The organism is Clostridium sp. OM02-18AC (assembly GCF_003481825.1).
Lineage (GTDB): Bacteria > Bacillota > Clostridia > Lachnospirales > Lachnospiraceae > Brotaphodocola.
On the sequence record NZ_QULW01000018.1, the window covers coordinates 25326 to 41908 of the forward strand.

Genomic DNA, 16583 nt, shown 5'->3' on the forward strand with positions numbered 1-16583 from the left:
TACATGATGAAAAAAATGAAATGGGTTGTACTACCGGAAAAACAGTGTGAAGTTCCGGTAGATTTAATGAATCCGGAAAAATGTCAGGTTCACGGAGCATTTTTTATGGATTTAAAAACAGAGGAAACACAGGGAAGAATGCTGATTTATATTCCGGAATTGTGGAATAATAATGATCCGGTTCTTGTAGTAGCTTCTCCGGAATCAATAACAGAGGAAGAGTTTATGCTGAAACATGAAATTTGCGAATTTTCAGAGAAACAGGGAGTTTTAATTGCGGTCATTAGAACAGAAAAAGAAGGACATGGAGAAAAAACGGCAAGATTGTTGGGGGAAGCTTACAAAAAATTGCAGAAACGCGAATATTTTGTTGCTATGCAAGATTGCTTTTATGCCATGGGATTTGAAGAAGGAAGTCAGGCTGTCATGAAAATGATGATGGTCATGGGAAATGACTGGTCTGGAGCAGCATTTTGGGGAAAAATTACAAATGAAGCTGAAACATGGATGAAACCCGACAGGGATCAGGGGACGCAATCTGAAGAAATGTTTATATCAGGAAAGCGTGGGCAGCTGCCTGTGTGGCTTTTGCAAGAGAAAGAAACAGAAGAACTGCAGCAGGCGAAAACATATTGGATGGGGGAAAACCGTGCTCAGGATATTCCCGTATATGATTCGAGAAAAACAGAAATATATTTACCAAAGCATCTTTCTATGGTTTCTTCAATCAATGATGCACAGATTGCCCAGGTTCGGGTTACATTGGGATATAGTATAGAACAATTGTCTGAAAGTTATTTGAGCTATGTCTGGAATTATATAGGTGCAGCCAGACGACATCGTTCTTATGGGAAAAAAGTGCTTCGTTATTATCGTGACCCTGCAAACAGGGAAAATGGTGCAGAATATCATCAGATTGTAGTGGATGGAATGAAACGGGAATGGTATGAATATATACCGAAAAGATTGAAAAACACTGAAAAAAGACTTCCTGTGGTTGTGGTATTTCACGGGAGAGGGGGAAATGGACAGAGCTTTTTTGATATTACGGATATGAGCCTGGTAGCGGAAGAAAGAGGATTTATTGCATTGTTTCCAACTGCGGATCTTTACCAGATCCGTCCAGAAGGCTATCGGGCTGTACGGCTATGGAATGGAAATTATAACGGCAAAAATATTGACAGTATGCCTTTTGTACGTGCCATGTTGAAAAATCTGGGGGAAAGACAGAATATCGATGAAGAGCGGATTTATGCATGTGGTCAGTCGTCAGGAGGTTATATGACGGCATGCTGCGCATTTCAGGCTTCTGATATTTTTGCGGCAGTAGCTCCATGGTCTGGTTTTACTTATCCGGGGTCAGAAATTTTGAAGTTGCCAGACAACGTAGAAAATACCATTGCAGGGATGCCATGGTATTTACTGGCAGGAAAAAAAGATCCATCATTTGGCGCAGAAGTGCCAAACCTTTTGAATCCTCAATGTCCTTTGGATTATTTTCTTCGATATGTTGCAGACGAGAATGAATTGAATTTGGAATATGATACCTATGAATGTTATCCGATTACATATTATATTTGGAGAAAAAAAGAAGTTCCTATGCTTACATTAGGACTGGTGGACGATATGCCGCATGCAAATTATGCGGAAGAGAGTCGAATTAGCTACGACGATTTTCTATGTCGTTTCAAAAAAGATGCCAGCGGGGAACGCTATTATATGGGAAGAAAATTATAAATTTTACAGAAAGAAAAAAGAGATCTGTTTAACAGGTCTCTTTTTTGTTATAATGGAAATATACAAGTAAGGAAGGAAATCTAAAAAACATGAAATTACAGGATATGGAAATGTTTCTTGTGATGGTTCAGGAAGAAAGTTTGAATAGAGCAGCGGAAAAGAGTTATATGACAGAGGCGGCGGTAAGTCAGCAATTAAAAAAGATAGAGCAGGAACTGGGATGTAGTTTATTTTATCGGTCAAAAGGGAAAAAACTGGAGCTTTCGGAAGCAGGCACTTCTTTCAAAAAAACATCGGAAGTAATTTTGAATGAGTATCATACATTTTTGAATGAATTGAAAAACAATAAAGGATTACAAATTGGTGTTTCCATTCGGCAGGCAGAAATGGCAGTGAAAGCATTAAAAAGTATGGCAGAAGATTTTTCATCGTTGCGCTATTGTTTTATCGAAACAGGGCACATGGAACGGGAAGAAATGGTTAGAACGGAAAAACTGGATCTTGCGTTTACAAGTCTGCCGATGGAAAGTAATGGCTTGGGGTATACGATTGTACATAAAATACCGATAGGAGTTTATCTTGCAAAAAATAGTTTGCTGAGAGATTTTTCTTACAAAAAAGCAGGGAGGAGGTATTCTTATGTGGCAGCTAATATGTTAAATCAGGAACCGTTGATGCTGCCAGGGCTGTCTATGCCGCATCAACGAACACTTGCGCTTCAGATTTTGAAGAAATATCAAATTAAGGCTGATATTAAGGGTACTTTTGAGACTTTGACGTATGGGAGAATTGTGGCAGAGGAAGGAATTTGCAGTTCTATTTCTATATTGACGAGCGACATTCAGGAGATTCCAGAAAATTTCTATTTGATTGATGGATGTGACATTACATATGATATGGCAGTTATATACCGTAGAGAAAGAAGAATGGATCCAGATATTCTCAAGATTATAAAACATTTTAAGGATTATTTTTCTAATGCCCGTTTTTAGGGGTTACAATTTGTGCATTCCTACATTTAAACATATATAGAAAAAATCGTATAAAGTACATGTAAAAACATGTATATGCCGAATAACCAGCAATCGGTTAGTATAAACATATGAGCTGCAGCACATGTACGATAATATGAAAAAGTGAGGGTATTGGGATGGAGCTATTAAAGAAACGCTATTATGGAATGCCAATATGGATGATTGCGATTTGCCTGTTTCTGATTTATGGGGCCATTTATCTTGGTTTGCTTCCGGATCAGGACATGTTATCCATTATTACGATCATGTTTGCTGGTGGCTTGGTACTGTATGAGATTGGTGAGCATCTTCCGATATGGAAAGATTTCCTTGGCGGAGGAGCAGTTATGGCTTTTTTCGGAGCTGCTGTATTGGAGTATTTCCAGATCCTTCCGGCAAAATATGCAGATGCAATTACTTTCTATTATGATGATTTTGGCTTTCAGACAGTATTTATCACGTTGCTGATTGTGTCTGCAGTACTTGCGGTAAACAGAAAACAGCTTGTTAAAGCATTTAGCGGATATATACCTGCCATTCTTGGAGGTATTGCTGCAGCGATTTTATTTGGTATTTTAGGTGGTCTGATCTGCGGGATCAATTTGAAAGATATTGTTGCATATTATGTACTTCCAACTATGGGTGGTTTGTTGCTGGCCGGAGCGGTGTTTGTAGTATCCCGTGTATTTTCCAAGAATATCCTGCCGGCAATTGGTCCGGTATCTTTGCACATGTACGCTTATATGGTAGTGTTTACAGCAATCCTGAATATTGCCAATGTGATTCCGGTAGAAATCAAAGAGGGTGTGAAACGTCTCTCCAATTTCTTTACAAAGCCGCTTATGTGCTATTGCATGTTTGGTATCGGTGTTGCATTTACAGATCTTGCGGATTTTCTTGCAGTATTAAACTGGCAGACCCTGTTGATCAGTGCCATGGTTGTTCTTGGTGCAATCATTGGTTCTGGCACAATTGGTATGTTGTTTGAATTTAATTTTGTAGAATCTGCGATCACAGCTGGACTTTGTATGGCAAACCGGGGTGGCTCCGGAGATTTGCAGGTTCTTGGAGCTGGAAAAAGAATGAATTTGATGAGCTATGCACAGATTTCCTCTCGTATTGGAGGTGCAATCATATTACTTTTGGGCAGTGTAATTTTTGGCTTTATGGCATAGCTGGAAAGAAGCGGTGTTTCTGCAGATAATTGCATTTTTGAAAACGAGAAAAGAAGTGATCTTGGATGATTGCTTCTTTTTTTGTGGCAATGCGCCATGAGTGTTCTCGAACATGTCATCTCATTATAGAAAAAAGTATATAGAAACTATGTAAAATCATGTATTTTACTTATGATAATCCATGCGTTACAATCAAATCATAAAACGGAAGGGGAATACACATGGATACTTTGATAAAAAAAACACAATTCACCCGTCCGCCGAAAGACCTGATCGAACGGCTGCGGGCATTTACCACTCCGGAACTTTGCGACGGGGCGGGATTATATCATTCCATGGATTACCGGATCAAACCCTGGATCGGCAGAAAGAAGATCGTGGGTCCGGCGGTAACGGTCGATGTGCCAAGTGGAGAAGGAAGTATCGTCGCAGATGCAATCCTTGCGCTGGAAGAAGGAGACGTGCTGGTTATTGCAGGGAAAGGCAACTGCGACTGTTCCTACTGGGGAGATCACCGGAGTATTTGCGCGAACCTTATGAAAGCAGAGGGCGTGGTGATCGATGGTGCTTTCCGGGATCTGGAAGGATGTGAGGAAGCAGGCTTTCCGGTCTATGCGAAAGGTCTAACCTGTGGTACAGCGGCAAAAAGCGGGGCAGGAGCCATCAACGTTCCGGTCAGCTGTGGAGGCGTCTGCGTAAGACCGGGTGATATTGTGATCGGGGATGTCAATGGTGTCTGTGTGCTTACCCGGGAAGAGGCGGAGGGTGTTATAGAACGCGCATTGAAAAAGATAGAAAACCAGCGCTATACCATCGCTGAGATGGAGCGTACCGGTGAGGTTTATACAAAATTGTTGAAAAAATAAAAGCAAACAGAGAAAAAGGAGCGTATTCACATGGGAATGAACATTACAAAAAAGATTCTTTCTGCACATCTTGCGGCACCTTCTGAGATGAAGCCGGGAGAGGAAATCCTTCTGAAGGTGGATCAGACTCTGACCCACGATATCAACGCGGTTATGACTTATCTGGCATTTGAGCAGGTTGGTCTGGACCGCATCCGTACAGAATGCAGTGTCAGCTATCTGGACCACAACCTGTTATATCTGGATAACAAGACTCCAGACGACCATATTTACCTGCAGTCTGTCGCAAAACGCTATGGTGTTCATGTTTCCAGACAGGGAAACGGAATCTGCCACGCAGTACAGGTCGCACGGTTTGGTGTTCCCGGAAAGCTGTTAATGGGCGGCGACAGTCATACTCCGCATGGCGGCTCGATCGGCATGCTTTGCATTGGCGTGGGCGGCATGGACGTGGCAACTGCGATGACTGGTGTTCCGATGCATCTGAAAATGCCGCAGATCATCAGGGTGAATCTGACTGGCCATCTGCAGCCGGGCTGTAATGCAAAAGAGGTAATCCTGGAAATGCTGCGCCGCGTTGGTATTAAGGGTGGTCTTGGCAAGGTATTTGAGTATGTCGGACCGGGCGCTGCAACCTTAAGCGTTTCGGAACGTGCCAGCATCACCAACATGGGGGCAGAGATGGGGGCAACTACTTCGATCTTCCCGGCAGATGAGCGTGTACGTGAGTTTTTGAGAGCGGAGCAAAGAGAAAAAGACTTTACAGAAATCCTTCCGGATGAGGATGCGGAGTATGACGGTGAGATGGAGCTGAACTTAAGCGAGCTCGTTCCGCTTTGCGCATGCCCGCATCAGCCGGACAATGTGATCCCGTTAAAGGATGTGGAAAAGAAAAAAGTACAGCAGGTATTTATTGGAAGCTGTACCAACTCCAGCTATTCGGATATCGCGAAAGCAGCACTGGTATTCAAAGGCAGACATGTGCATGAGGATGTGAGCTGTACCTGCGCAATTTCTTCCAAGCAGATTTACAAACTTCTGATGCGGGATGGCTATATCGATATCCTTCTGGATGCAGGGGTAAGACTTCTGGAGCTTGCCTGCGGACCGTGCTGCGCCATCGGTCAGTCACCGGCTACCAAAGGTGTGGCCGTTCGTACCTCAAACCGGAACTTTAAAGGCCGTGCAGGCAATCCGACGGCAGAAATTTATCTGGTGAGCCCGGAGAGTGCGGCTGCAACCGCGATTACCGGTACCTTTGCAAGTGCAGAGGATATTCTTGGAAGTGATCTGTCCGTATTGGCAGAAGTGAAAGAGCCGGCAGAGTTCCCGGTAGACGATTCCATGATTATCGAACCGCTTCCGGAAGAAGAAGCAAAGAAGGTCGAGATTGTGCGCGGCCCGAACATTCAGCCGCTCCCGGTCCCGGACGCTCCGGAACAGTATTTAAAGGCACAGATCAGCTTAAAGACGGTAGATAACATTACGACCGACGATATCACCCCGGCCAGCGCGGAGTTTTCGAGTATGCGTTCCAATATTCCGCTCATGAGCCAGTATTGCTACCACCGCTACGATCCGGAGTTTGCAGCACGCGCGAAAGCCATGGGCAGGAGCATTATCATCGGCGGTGAAAACTATGGTCAGGGATCTTCCCGCGAGCATGCTGCCATTAACCCGATGTATCTGGGGGTCAAAATGGTGATTGCAAAGAGTATTGCCCGCATCCACAAAGGAAATCTGATCAACCACGGCATCATCCCAATGGTATTTGCGGATCCTGCAGATTACGACAAACTGGATCTGCTGGATGAGCTGGAGGTTGAAGGTCTCCTTGATCAGATGAAAACGAGAGAAGTAACCATCAAAGACCTGACAAAGGGGATTTCTTTCAAGGCAAAGCTGGAGCTTTCGGATAATGAGCTGGAGGTAATCCTTTCCGGAGGCCAGCTGCGTCACCTTCAAAAGCAGTTAAAAGAAATGGAAACTGCAAAAAAATAGGGAAATGTCAGAACAAAAAGAAAGGAATGGTCAGTATGAGAACTTTTAAAACGGTATTTATGCGTGGCGGCACCAGTAAGGGTTGTATGTTTCATAAAGAGGATCTTCCGGAAAACCGGGATGAGTGGGACAGCATTTTTCTTCAGGCCATGGGTGACCCGGATCCAAAACAGATTGACGGGCTTGGCGGAACGGTTTCTTCTAATAATAAGATTGTAATCGTCTGGAAGAGTGAGGAGCCGGGGATTGATGTAGAGTATCTGGTGGGACAGGTCATTGTTGGAAAGAGTCAGGTGGATTATAAGTCTAACTGCGGAAATATGACCGCGGCAGTTGGTCCGTATGCGGTAGAAGAGGGGATGGTTGCCATTACCGAGCCGGTGACCACGGTCCACATGTTAAACCGGAATACAGATAAATACATTGATGTGACGGTTCCGATCGATCCAGAGACAAAAACATTCGCCCAGGAAGGAGACTGTGCCATTGCAGGTGTGGATGGAACAGCAGCGGAATTGAATGTAAAATTTCTGAATCCGGCAGGAGCGAAGACTGGAAAGCTCCTTCCGACCGGGACCTGCGTAGAGACTTTGGAGATTCCTGATTTTGGTCCGGTCGAGGCCACCATTCTGGATGTGTCCAACCCCATGGTGCTGGTAAAGGCTGAGGATATCGGCATGACCGGTACGGAACTTCCGGAGGAAATAAACAGCAATCAGGAAGTTTGTGCGCTCCTGGAGAAGATCCGCGGTGTTGCCTGCTGCAAGATGGGCTTTGCAAAAGATCTGCAGGATGCCACAAAGAACAGTCCGGCGGTGCCGAAGGTCGGCTTTGTGACGGTGCCGAAATCCTATACCGATATTGCCGGACAGCAGGTGAAGGCAGAGGATATGGATGTTTGTGCCCGTGTCATTTCGGTATTCAAATGCCATAAGGCATGTCCGCTGACTTCTGCAAGTGCCATCAGCGTGGCAGCAGCCATGAAGGGATCTGTAGTAGAGAAGGTGCTTCGCAGTTCTGGCAATGCGGGAAGTGTCCGTATCGGTCATCCGAGTGGTATCATGACGATGGTGCCGGAACTGACAAAAGAACATGGAGAGCTGAAGCTTCCGAGTGTAGGGGTCCAGAGAACGGCACGCCGCATTATGGATGGAACATTGTATATCCGCAGGTAAATGAAAATGCGATGAATATTTGACAGACTGCCGCAAGGTGTCCATGGTGGCATTTTGCGGCAGTTTCCTATTTTTTATAAAAGACATTTTGTGACAGACGCAAGATGTTCTGAATTGGAGGAGATTGAAATGGTAAGATTAACCGGTCATGGAGTTGTGCTTACAGCTGACGGCAATTTTATAAAAGCAGGAAATGCAGCAGAACAGGCGGAAGGAAAAACAAAGACAATGGCATATGGAATCCTGAAAGCCCACAATCACAGCGGCAATATGGATCAGCTTCAGCTGAAATTTGATGCTCTGGTATCTCCAGATAATAACTATGTGAATATTTTACAGACAGCCCGGGCGAGCGGGATCCAAAAATTCCCGGTCCCGTATGTGCTTTCCAACTGTCACCATACACTCTGTGCGGTGGGCGGTACGATCAATGAGGATGACCATGTATTTGGCCTTGGAAATGTGAAGAAATACGGCGGCATTTTCGTTCCGCCGTACCGGGCAGTCCTTCATCAGTATATGCGGGAAATGATGGCTGGGTGCGGAAAGATGATCCTCGGGTCAGACAGTCATTCCCGTTATGGTGCCCTGGGTACGATGGGTATCGGAGAGGGCGGCGGTGAGGTGGCAAAACAGCTGCTTGGGCGCACTTATGATATTGCCTACCCGCCGGTGTTGGCTGTGAACCTGACCGGGACTCCAAGACCGGGCGTTGGTCCGCAGGATGTGGCGCTGGCCCTGATCGCGGCAACATTCCAGAATCATTTCAACAAAAATAAGGTGTTGGAGTTTGTGGGAGAGGGCATACAAAATTTAAGCATGGAATACCGTATGGGAATCGATGTTATGACAACGGAGAGTGCAGCGCTTTCCAGTGTCTGGTGTACCGATGAAAAAACGGAAGAATTTCTGACCGGACACGGACGTGGCGATGCCTACCGGAAAATGCAGCCAGAGAGCGGAGCGTACTACGACGGTCTTATTGAGATTGACCTTTCCAGCGTGGAGTGCATGATCGCACTGCCGTTTCACCCAAGCAATGCCATGTCAATCCGCGAGTTCAAGGAACGGATGCCGGAAGTGATCAAAGAGGTGGAAGAAGCAGGAAACAGGATCAAGGGAGACCATGGTGAGCCGTTTTCTATCCAGTCTCACTTGAAAAATGGGGAATTCTATGTAGACCAGGCACTTGTCAGTGGCTGTAGCGGCGGTCTGTTTGAAAATATTGTCGCTATGGCGGATATCCTAAAGGGGTATGGAATCCCGGGAAGCGGTCTGAATCTTGGCATGAATCCGGCCAGTCTCCCGGTCATGGCAGATCTGATGGAACAGGGGATTGCCGGGGAACTGGCAGTCAGTGGTGTAACTCTTCGTCCGTGCATTTGCGGTCCCTGCTTTGGCGTGACGGATGTACCGGCAAACAACCAGGTCAGCATCCGCCACATGACCAGAAATTATCCGAACCGGGAAGGCTCAAAACCGGGACAGGGGCAGATGGCCTGTGCCTGCCTGATGGATGCCCGCTCGATTGCAGCAACTGTCCGGAATGGCGGAAGACTGACTGCAGCAACGGAACTGGATGTGGAGTACCGCAATTTAAAGCATCATTTTGACCCGAAGATCTATGAAAACCAGGTGTTTGATAATTTTGGAAAAGGCGATGATTCCGTGGAACTGACGATGGGACCGAACATTGCAGATTGGCCGCAGATGCGACCGTTAACGAAACATCTGTTATTAAAAACAGCAGGTTCTTACCATGGATCGGTAACTACGGATGAACTGGTTCCATCCGGCGAGGCATCATCTTTCCGGTCCAATCCTGAAAAGATTTCTGAATATACCATGATCAGCCGCGATCCAGAGTACGTTGGCAGGGCCAAAGAAGTACGGAAACTGGAGCAAAGCCGGAGAGAGCAGATCTGCAAAGCGGAAACTTTGGCGGGAACAGGATCCGCTACAGAACAGAGAGATGCAGTACATACAGACGCAGTACATACAGGCGATGCAGCGTTTGACCATCTTCTGAAAAAGCTTACCGGTGAACTCCATTGCAGCGTTTCTGATATTACCCTTGGAAGCCTGATGGTCAGCGATCAGATTGGTGATGGCTCGTCTAGGGAACAGGCAGCCAGCTGCCAGAAGGTTTTAGGTGGCTTTGCAAACCTTGCGAATGAGTATGCTACGAAACGATATCGTTCCAATCTGATCAACTGGGGCATTCTGCCGCTCCGGACAGAGGAAGCGCTGGAAATTCCGGTGGGAAGCTATCTGCTGATCCGGAATGTGCGGGATGTGGTGGCTGCGTGCAAAAATCCAGTTACCGTACAGGTTCTGGATTCGGAAGCAGGAACGGTGCAGTCAGAAATCACATGCACACTGGATGCATTGACGGAGGAGGAACGAAAGATTCTGTTATCAGGTTGCCTGATCAATTATTACAGAGGCTAAAGAGGGAATGTAAGCCAGCTGTTACTGTCTGTAGAAGGAATAAACGGTAACGTGCAGGCAGAAGAAAAGGAGAAGCCGCATGGATTTCAAGCAATACCAGTATGTGTTAAAAGTTGCGGAACTACAGAACATGACAAAAGCAGCAAATGAGCTTTATGTCTCGCAGCCTGCACTCAGTCATTACATCGCAAAGGTAGAGGATGAGATTGGGGCAGTTTTGTTTAACCGGAACACGACACCAATTTCCCTGACGACGGCGGGGGAACGGTATGTGGAGACGGCCCGGATGATCCTGTCGCTCAATGACCGGCTGCGGCATGACATTTCCGATATCAATGATCAGAAGAAGGGGCGCGTGATCGTGGGGATTTCCCATGCACGCGCATCTTTCTTTCTGCCATATGTGCTGCCGCAGTTTCAGTGTCAGTATCCAGGAATTGAGGTGCAGACCGTAGAGGTGCGTTCGGATAAGATCGAGGAATATGTGTCGAAGGGCAAGTGTGATATTGGTGTGCTGCCGCTGCCGTTGACCGGAAACTTTTGGTCAAATCCAGCGCATTATACTTACCGGCTATTATTGCCGGAGTAATTGGTTCCATTCTTTTTGGTGCGCTTGGTGGAATTCTGTTTGGAAAAGATCCGGTGCAGGTTGTTATGGCTTATGTATTGCCGATCATGGGCGGCGGAGCTGGAGCCGGCGCAATTCCAATGGCCCAGGTTTACGCAGACGTAACCGGTGAAGATCCGGCCGGATATCTTTCTTTTGCACTTGCGATTCTGGCAGTCGGCAACATTGTATCCGTAGCGTTTGCGGCCATTTTGCAGACCGTTGGAATTCTGGTTCCGAAATTATCCGGCAACGGCGAATTGGTTTGTGATTCAGCGAAAAAAGTGGAAACGGAAAAGAAAGAATCTGTTAATGTGAGTATGGACGATCTTGGCGCAGGCATCTTTTTGACCGGTGGTTTCTTTATTCTGGCACAGCTTTTTGCCAAAAAGATTCTTCCGTCTGTTGCAGGCGTATCCATTCCAAACTTTGCCTATCTGATTATTTTTGCAGCACTGGCAAACGTCTTTAACCTGATTCCTGAGCATTTAAAAGCAGGAGCACAGAAATGCCAGCAGTTCTGCGCAAACAAACTTGTGTGGATCCAGATGGTCGGCGTTGGCATCGTAATGATTAACTTCAGCGAGATGCTGGAGGTGCTTTCCCTGGCAAATTTCGTGATTGTCATTCTGATCGTTCTGGGTGCTGTACTCGGTTCTGCAATCTTTGGATGGGCTGTAGGATTCTTCCCGATTGAGAGTGCCATTACTGCAGGCCTTTGTATGGCAAATATGGGAGGAGCAGGAGACCTTGCCGTGCTCGGCGCAGCGAAGCGCATGAACCTTATCAGTTATGCACAGATATCTTCCAGAATCGGAGGTGCCATGATCCTTCTATTGTCCAGTATTGTATTTTCTATTTTTGCATAAATATTGAGATGACACCGGTAGTATATCCGTTGATTTCATTGGAATTGTCAAAGCACATACGTTCTTATGATTGCGAATGGTTGGGGAAAAGGATATAATGAGATTGAAGATGGAAAAAAGAAAGAATTTCCCCATATCAGGAGGAGACGTATGGATTTTCGCGAAATGCTTTATATCACAACGGTTGCTGACTGCCGCAGCATCACGGCTGCGGCACGCAAGCTTTATATATCCCAGCCATCACTCAGCCACATTGTATCCAAAGTAGAGCAGGATGTCGGCGTGAAACTGTTTGACCGTGGAACTTCTCCACTGACAGTTACCTATGCGGGCGAAAAATATGTGGAGACAGCCAGGAAAATTCTGCTGATGAGCGATAACCTGCGGAAAGAGCTGATTGATGCGGGACTTGGCGAGAAGGGACGCATTACCTTTGGCATGCCGACGGAGCGCACCGGATATATGCTTCCGGCAGTGATCCCGGATTTTAAGCAGCAGTATCCGGGAATTGAACTGCAGGTGCGGGAAGCGAAGTCCGATGAACTGCTTCAGGCCATCATGCGAGATGATATCAGCTTTTACGTGATTCCCCGCGACCAGGGAGAACTTCCGGTGGGGCTGAAGGCGGAACTCATTTACCGGGAACATTTGGTTCTGGTGGCAGATTCGTCCATGATTCGGGCAGACATGCTGATGGAGACGGAACGTGCAGATGCTGTGCAGATGCAGATCCCGGCTGACCCGGGCAAAGAGACCGCGAAAACAATGCAGAAGGCGGGGGCCGCAGCTGTCCTTCCCCGCGTCAATCTGTCTGCCATGAAGGACGTTCCCTTCATTATGTTAAAAAAGGGCCATGCCATTCGTCAAAAAACCGACACGGTACTCCGACAGTATGACATAGACCCTAAGATTATGATTGAACTATCCAGCTGTATTTCCGCCGTCCAGCTTGCGGCTTCCGGCCTTGGTGTTGCCATTGTGCCCCAGCGGGCCGTGGAGGTGCTTGGCGGAATGGAGCGGTTCCATTGTTATGACTTTTCGGCAATGCCGGAATACTGGAATGTCAACGCGGTTTACAAAGAAACCATGTATCTTGGCCGGGCAGAGCGGTTCCTGATCGACCTGATGAAGAAGAAGTTCAGCTGCTAAACACTATCCGCGAAGCTTCATCAGCCGTTCCTGAACCGTGGCAATGAACACCAGTCCGGTGACAACATGCGGATTCTTTATTGTAGTTACCTTTTTCAGATCAGCAGTCATGATGCCGCCCTCCACGGTTTTCACGGCTGCTTCTTTTAACTGGCGGCCAAAAGTTTCCAGCTCTTTGTTCTGATCCAGCTCACCGCGTTTCTCAAGGGCGCTGGCCAGCATATCACTCATGAAAATGTCTTTGAAAATCTCACGGAAATTCCGGTCATAGACCTTGGAAATCGTATCTTTTGCGGTGAAGACCAGCTCACATTTTCCAGGCTGGTCGATCTTCATCTCGGAAGCCCGGTAGAGATCGCCGTAAGCATGACGGGCCAGAGTGATGGGCTTAGTCCAGGTTTGGGGTGATGGTGGCGCACTTGACAGCAACGCCGTATTTGTTGGCGGCATTGGCGGAATCCACGGTAACCTGGTCATCAGTAAGGTCACGGTTGCGGATGCTTAAGTCGTAATAGTCTACCAGCAGATCCACAAAAGGGAGAATCAGTTTTTCCCGGGTTTCTTTCCACAGGATTGCAGCCATCTCATCGCCGTCCATCTCGACGAGCGGCGTCGTCATTTTGATTTTTTCCATAATCTTTCCTCCTCTGAGTGCCAGACACTATGTTTTCCTTTAGCACAACTATTTACTTTTGAAAATCCGCATTGTATACTTAACGTTAGTTCCATTTAATACACGGGACAACACGGCAAAGCGTTGTGCTTCGAAACGACTAAGGAGAAAAATAACATGGAGAAAATGAAAGATCTGGCATATTACAATGGCAAAATCACCCGGATTGACGACATGATGATCCCGGCCAACGACCGTGGATTTTATTTTGGAGATGGAATTTATGAGGCAGCGATGGTGTTTGATTATAAGATTTACGCGCTGCAGGATCATCTGGACCGCATGTTCAACAGCGCGGCTATGCTCCGCATTGAGCTTCCATACACAAAGGAAGAAGTCGGCGCGTTGCTTAATAGTATGGTGCAGAAGCTGGAGAGCGGCTGCCAGTTTCTGTACTGGCAGGTGACCCGAGGAACCTCTCCGAGAAATCACCTGTTCCCGGGGGAGGGTGTTTCCAGTAACCTGTATGTATACAGCAAGCCGTGGAAGGGTGTGCAGATGTCCGATGAGTACCGCCTCATCAGCATTCCGGATACCCGTTTCTACCACTGCAATATCAAGACCCTGAATCTGATTCCAAATGTGATGGCCGCCCAGCAGGCATCCGAGTCAGGCTGTAACGAGACGGTCTTTGTCCGGGACGGATATGTGACCGAGTGCTCCCATTCCAATATTTCCATGGTGAAGGACGGCGTATTTATCACCCATCCGTTAGATAACCTGATCCTTCCGGGAACCGAGCGGAAACACGTCATCCGCTGGTGCGGCGAGCTTGGCATTCCGGTGGAGGAGCGTGCGTTTACCCTGGAGGAGCTTTATACGGCAGATGAGATCCTGGTGACCAGCACCAGCCACCCGAGCATGCGTGCCATGGAACTGAACCAGAAGGCCGTTGGCATGAAGAATCCGGAACTGATCCAGAAGCTGCGTGACAAATATTTCAGCGAGATCGGAAAATAAAACGAAAAACAAGAGGAATTCAGACATGGAGAGAAAACGAATCCGGGACTTCGGTATCGTGCCGGGGCGCCTGGAGACTGGAAAACGAAATAAGATTACGGATGTGCCTGGCGTAAAAGTCGGGCATTGCACCGTGAAAACCGAAGAAAACCATACCGGTGTGACGGTGATTCTGCCGGGAGAGGATAATGCCTTTGCAAAGAAATATACGGCAGCAGCCTATGTCCACAACGGCTTTGGGAAAAGTGCCGGCCTGGTGCAGGTGGAAGAGCTTGGAACCCTGGAAACGCCGATTGCCCTGACCAATACCTTAAATGTAGGAAAGGTATGGGACGCCATGGTAGATATTGTGGTGGAACAGTGTGAACAGGATGGACTGGAACCTATGAGCATCAATCCAGTGGTGGGAGAGTGCAATGACAGCCGCATCAACCAGATTCAGAAGCGGGCGGTGGGAGCGGACGAGGTGCGTCAGGCTTTTGTGTCAGCTTCTGAGGAGTTTGAGGAAGGAGATGTGGGGGCCGGAACCGGAACCATTTGCTATGGCATGAAGGGTGGCATTGGTTCTGCCTCCCGCGTGATCCAGATCGGAGAGAAGACATATACCATCGGCGTGCTGGTGCAGTCCAATTTTGGCGCAACAGAGGATTTTGTATTAAATGGTGAACCGGTTGGGGAAACGATTCTGGACTGGAAACAGGAGAAAGATGATATGGCGGCTTCAGAAGAAGACAAAGGATCGATCATGAGTATCCTTGCCACGGATCTTCCGCTGACCAGCCGCCAGTTAAGACGTGTTCTTCGGAGAACCGGTGTTGGCATTGCCCGCACCGGCGGCTACACCGGACATGGAAGCGGTGAGGTCATGATCGGATTTACCACAGCCAACCGGATCCCGTCCGGTGCGGATGAAGAATTGCTGCTGCTTCAGGCCATCCCGGAGCATGTCATCAACCGGGCTTTTCTTGCGGCTGCGGAGGCAGAGCAGGAAGCCATCTTAAATTCCATGACGGCAGCAGAGCAGACCCGCGGACGGGCGGGAGAACGATATTACAGTTTGTCGGAATATCTGGAAGATGGACAGAGCTCATGACGCAGAAAAAAAGTGGATTGCAGGATGAGAGCAAATGCTCTGTCTGCAATCCACTTTTTTATTTGTTAGCGGCTTTTCTGGCTGCCTCGATCAGCCCGGTAAAGACCGGAAGCATGTCATCGGATGCCACCAGCATGGCTTCTGGGTGCCACTGGATGCCAAGACCGTAGGGATAATCGATCAGCTCAATGGCCTCCACGATGCCGTCATCGGCGGTACCGGCGATCATTAAGCCATCACCCAGCTTTTTCACGCTCTGGTGATGGTAGCTGTTGGTCCAGACCCGCTCGCCGAACATGTTATAGAGGGTAGTGCCCGGTTTCAGTGTGACCTGATGGCTTACATCGCCCCGGTCATCCTTGATCATGTGTCTTGCGGTGCCTTGTCCGTGCAGGCTGTTGTCCTGGTACAGGGTTCCGCCGCAGGCTACGTTTAAGACCTGGTGTCCGCGGCAGATGGCCAGGAACGGTTTTCTTGCCTTGATGACGCGGCGGATCAGCCCGATCTGGCTGCGGTCCAGCTTCAGGCTGGTGTCGCCTACCAGCGGATGGGCCATCTCTCCGTAGCAGCATGGGGTAATATCGGCTCCACCGCTGAAGATAAAGCCATCGCAGGCATCCACCATGGCATCTAGCTGATCTTCATTGGTAATGGAGGGCAGCAGGAACGGAACCCCGCCGCCCTTTGTGACTGCATCGTTGTAGGTCCAGCCATTGGTGGAAAGCGGTGCGCCGGATACCGGATTTTTTGTATTTATTGTGGTAATTCCAATCTTTGGTAACAGCATAAAGTACCTCTCTTTATCAGATTCAAA

13 protein-coding genes and 1 pseudogene are annotated in these 16583 nt (G+C 47.7%); 12 read left to right on the top strand and 2 right to left on the bottom strand.

Annotated features, from left to right (window positions below; all coding sequences use genetic code 11):
* Window positions 1–3: 3 nt before the first annotated feature.
* The 10 genes from DXB18_RS12575 to DXB18_RS12620 all read left to right on the top strand — a co-directional run bounded on the left by DXB18_RS12575 (window position 4) and on the right by DXB18_RS12620 (window position 13043).
* Window positions 4–1737 (top strand): PHB depolymerase family esterase, encoded by a 1734-nt coding sequence (locus tag DXB18_RS12575; protein ID WP_182430569.1) that lies wholly within the window; start codon window positions 4–6, stop codon window positions 1735–1737.
* A gap of 89 nt (window positions 1738–1826) precedes the next feature.
* Window positions 1827–2729 carry a LysR family transcriptional regulator gene (locus DXB18_RS16750; protein WP_118708155.1) on the top strand — a complete coding sequence of 301 codons (903 nt, stop codon included), beginning with the start codon at window positions 1827–1829 and terminating at the stop codon, window positions 2727–2729.
* Window positions 2730–2887: 158 nt separating this feature from the next.
* Window positions 2888–3925 carry a 2-hydroxycarboxylate transporter family protein gene (locus tag DXB18_RS12585; protein ID WP_118708157.1) on the top strand — a complete coding sequence of 346 codons (1038 nt, stop codon included), beginning with the start codon at window positions 2888–2890 and terminating at the stop codon, window positions 3923–3925.
* Between the two features lie 221 nt (window positions 3926–4146).
* The gene (locus DXB18_RS12590; RefSeq protein ID WP_118708158.1) at window positions 4147–4791 is read left to right on the top strand and encodes an RraA family protein; all 645 of its coding nucleotides are present in this window, start codon (window positions 4147–4149) and stop codon (window positions 4789–4791) included.
* Between the two features lie 30 nt (window positions 4792–4821).
* Entirely contained in the window at window positions 4822–6792 is a 1971-nt protein-coding gene (locus tag DXB18_RS12595; RefSeq protein WP_118708160.1) for an aconitate hydratase, read from the top strand.
* A 35-nt stretch (window positions 6793–6827) separates the two neighbouring features.
* On the top strand, window positions 6828–7967 hold the full coding sequence (locus DXB18_RS12600; RefSeq protein WP_118708162.1) for a PrpF domain-containing protein: 1140 nt from the start codon (window positions 6828–6830) through the stop codon (window positions 7965–7967).
* A gap of 129 nt (window positions 7968–8096) precedes the next feature.
* Window positions 8097–10418 (top strand): hydratase, encoded by a 2322-nt coding sequence (locus DXB18_RS12605; RefSeq protein ID WP_118543030.1) that lies wholly within the window; start codon window positions 8097–8099, stop codon window positions 10416–10418.
* Between the two features lie 79 nt (window positions 10419–10497).
* On the top strand, window positions 10498–11007 hold the full coding sequence (locus DXB18_RS12610; protein WP_118543029.1) for a LysR family transcriptional regulator: 510 nt from the start codon (window positions 10498–10500) through the stop codon (window positions 11005–11007).
* A complete protein-coding gene (locus tag DXB18_RS12615; RefSeq protein ID WP_118708164.1) occupies window positions 10959–11894 on the top strand; it encodes a 2-hydroxycarboxylate transporter family protein in 936 nt (311 codons plus the stop codon). The genes DXB18_RS12610 and DXB18_RS12615 overlap by 49 nt, the downstream gene beginning before the upstream one ends.
* A gap of 150 nt (window positions 11895–12044) precedes the next feature.
* On the top strand, window positions 12045–13043 hold the full coding sequence (locus tag DXB18_RS12620; RefSeq protein WP_182430570.1) for a LysR family transcriptional regulator: 999 nt from the start codon (window positions 12045–12047) through the stop codon (window positions 13041–13043).
* 3 nt (window positions 13044–13046) lie between these two features.
* On the opposite strand, the pseudogene DXB18_RS12625 reads toward DXB18_RS12620, so the two are convergent.
* Window positions 13047–13677: pseudogene (locus DXB18_RS12625) on the bottom strand (hypothetical protein).
* A 165-nt stretch (window positions 13678–13842) separates the two neighbouring features.
* On the opposite strand from DXB18_RS12625, the gene DXB18_RS12630 reads away from it, so the two are divergent.
* Both DXB18_RS12630 and DXB18_RS12635 read left to right on the top strand, forming a co-directional pair.
* On the top strand, window positions 13843–14676 hold the full coding sequence (locus tag DXB18_RS12630; RefSeq protein ID WP_118543093.1) for an aminotransferase class IV: 834 nt from the start codon (window positions 13843–13845) through the stop codon (window positions 14674–14676).
* Between the two features lie 25 nt (window positions 14677–14701).
* Window positions 14702–15769, top strand: a complete 1068-nt coding sequence (locus tag DXB18_RS12635) for a P1 family peptidase (RefSeq protein ID WP_118543025.1) — start codon at window positions 14702–14704, stop codon at window positions 15767–15769.
* 58 nt (window positions 15770–15827) lie between these two features.
* Here DXB18_RS12635 and DXB18_RS12640 read toward each other — a convergent pair whose 3' ends face one another.
* On the bottom strand, window positions 15828–16556 hold the full coding sequence (locus tag DXB18_RS12640; RefSeq protein ID WP_118543024.1) for a gamma-glutamyl-gamma-aminobutyrate hydrolase family protein: 729 nt from the start codon (window positions 16554–16556) through the stop codon (window positions 15828–15830).
* Window positions 16557–16583 lie beyond the last annotated feature (27 nt).

What these genes read in the sequence shown, in the direction of transcription:
- DXB18_RS12640 (WP_118543024.1), bottom strand. Translation starts at nt 16,556, where the DNA reads ATGCTGTTACCAAAGATTGGAATTACCACAATAAATACAAAAAATCCG.
- DXB18_RS12600 (WP_118708162.1), top strand. Translation starts at nt 6,828, where the DNA reads ATGAGAACTTTTAAAACGGTATTTATGCGTGGCGGCACCAGTAAGGGT.
- DXB18_RS12630 (WP_118543093.1), top strand. Translation starts at nt 13,843, where the DNA reads ATGAAAGATCTGGCATATTACAATGGCAAAATCACCCGGATTGACGAC.
- DXB18_RS12585 (WP_118708157.1), top strand. Translation starts at nt 2,888, where the DNA reads ATGGAGCTATTAAAGAAACGCTATTATGGAATGCCAATATGGATGATT.
- DXB18_RS16750 (WP_118708155.1), top strand. Translation starts at nt 1,827, where the DNA reads ATGAAATTACAGGATATGGAAATGTTTCTTGTGATGGTTCAGGAAGAA.
- DXB18_RS12620 (WP_182430570.1), top strand. Translation starts at nt 12,045, where the DNA reads ATGGATTTTCGCGAAATGCTTTATATCACAACGGTTGCTGACTGCCGC.
- DXB18_RS12590 (WP_118708158.1), top strand. Translation starts at nt 4,147, where the DNA reads ATGGATACTTTGATAAAAAAAACACAATTCACCCGTCCGCCGAAAGAC.
- DXB18_RS12635 (WP_118543025.1), top strand. Translation starts at nt 14,702, where the DNA reads ATGGAGAGAAAACGAATCCGGGACTTCGGTATCGTGCCGGGGCGCCTG.
- DXB18_RS12610 (WP_118543029.1), top strand. Translation starts at nt 10,498, where the DNA reads ATGGATTTCAAGCAATACCAGTATGTGTTAAAAGTTGCGGAACTACAG.
- DXB18_RS12605 (WP_118543030.1), top strand. Translation starts at nt 8,097, where the DNA reads ATGGTAAGATTAACCGGTCATGGAGTTGTGCTTACAGCTGACGGCAAT.
- DXB18_RS12595 (WP_118708160.1), top strand. Translation starts at nt 4,822, where the DNA reads ATGGGAATGAACATTACAAAAAAGATTCTTTCTGCACATCTTGCGGCA.
- DXB18_RS12575 (WP_182430569.1), top strand. Translation starts at nt 4, where the DNA reads ATGATGAAAAAAATGAAATGGGTTGTACTACCGGAAAAACAGTGTGAA.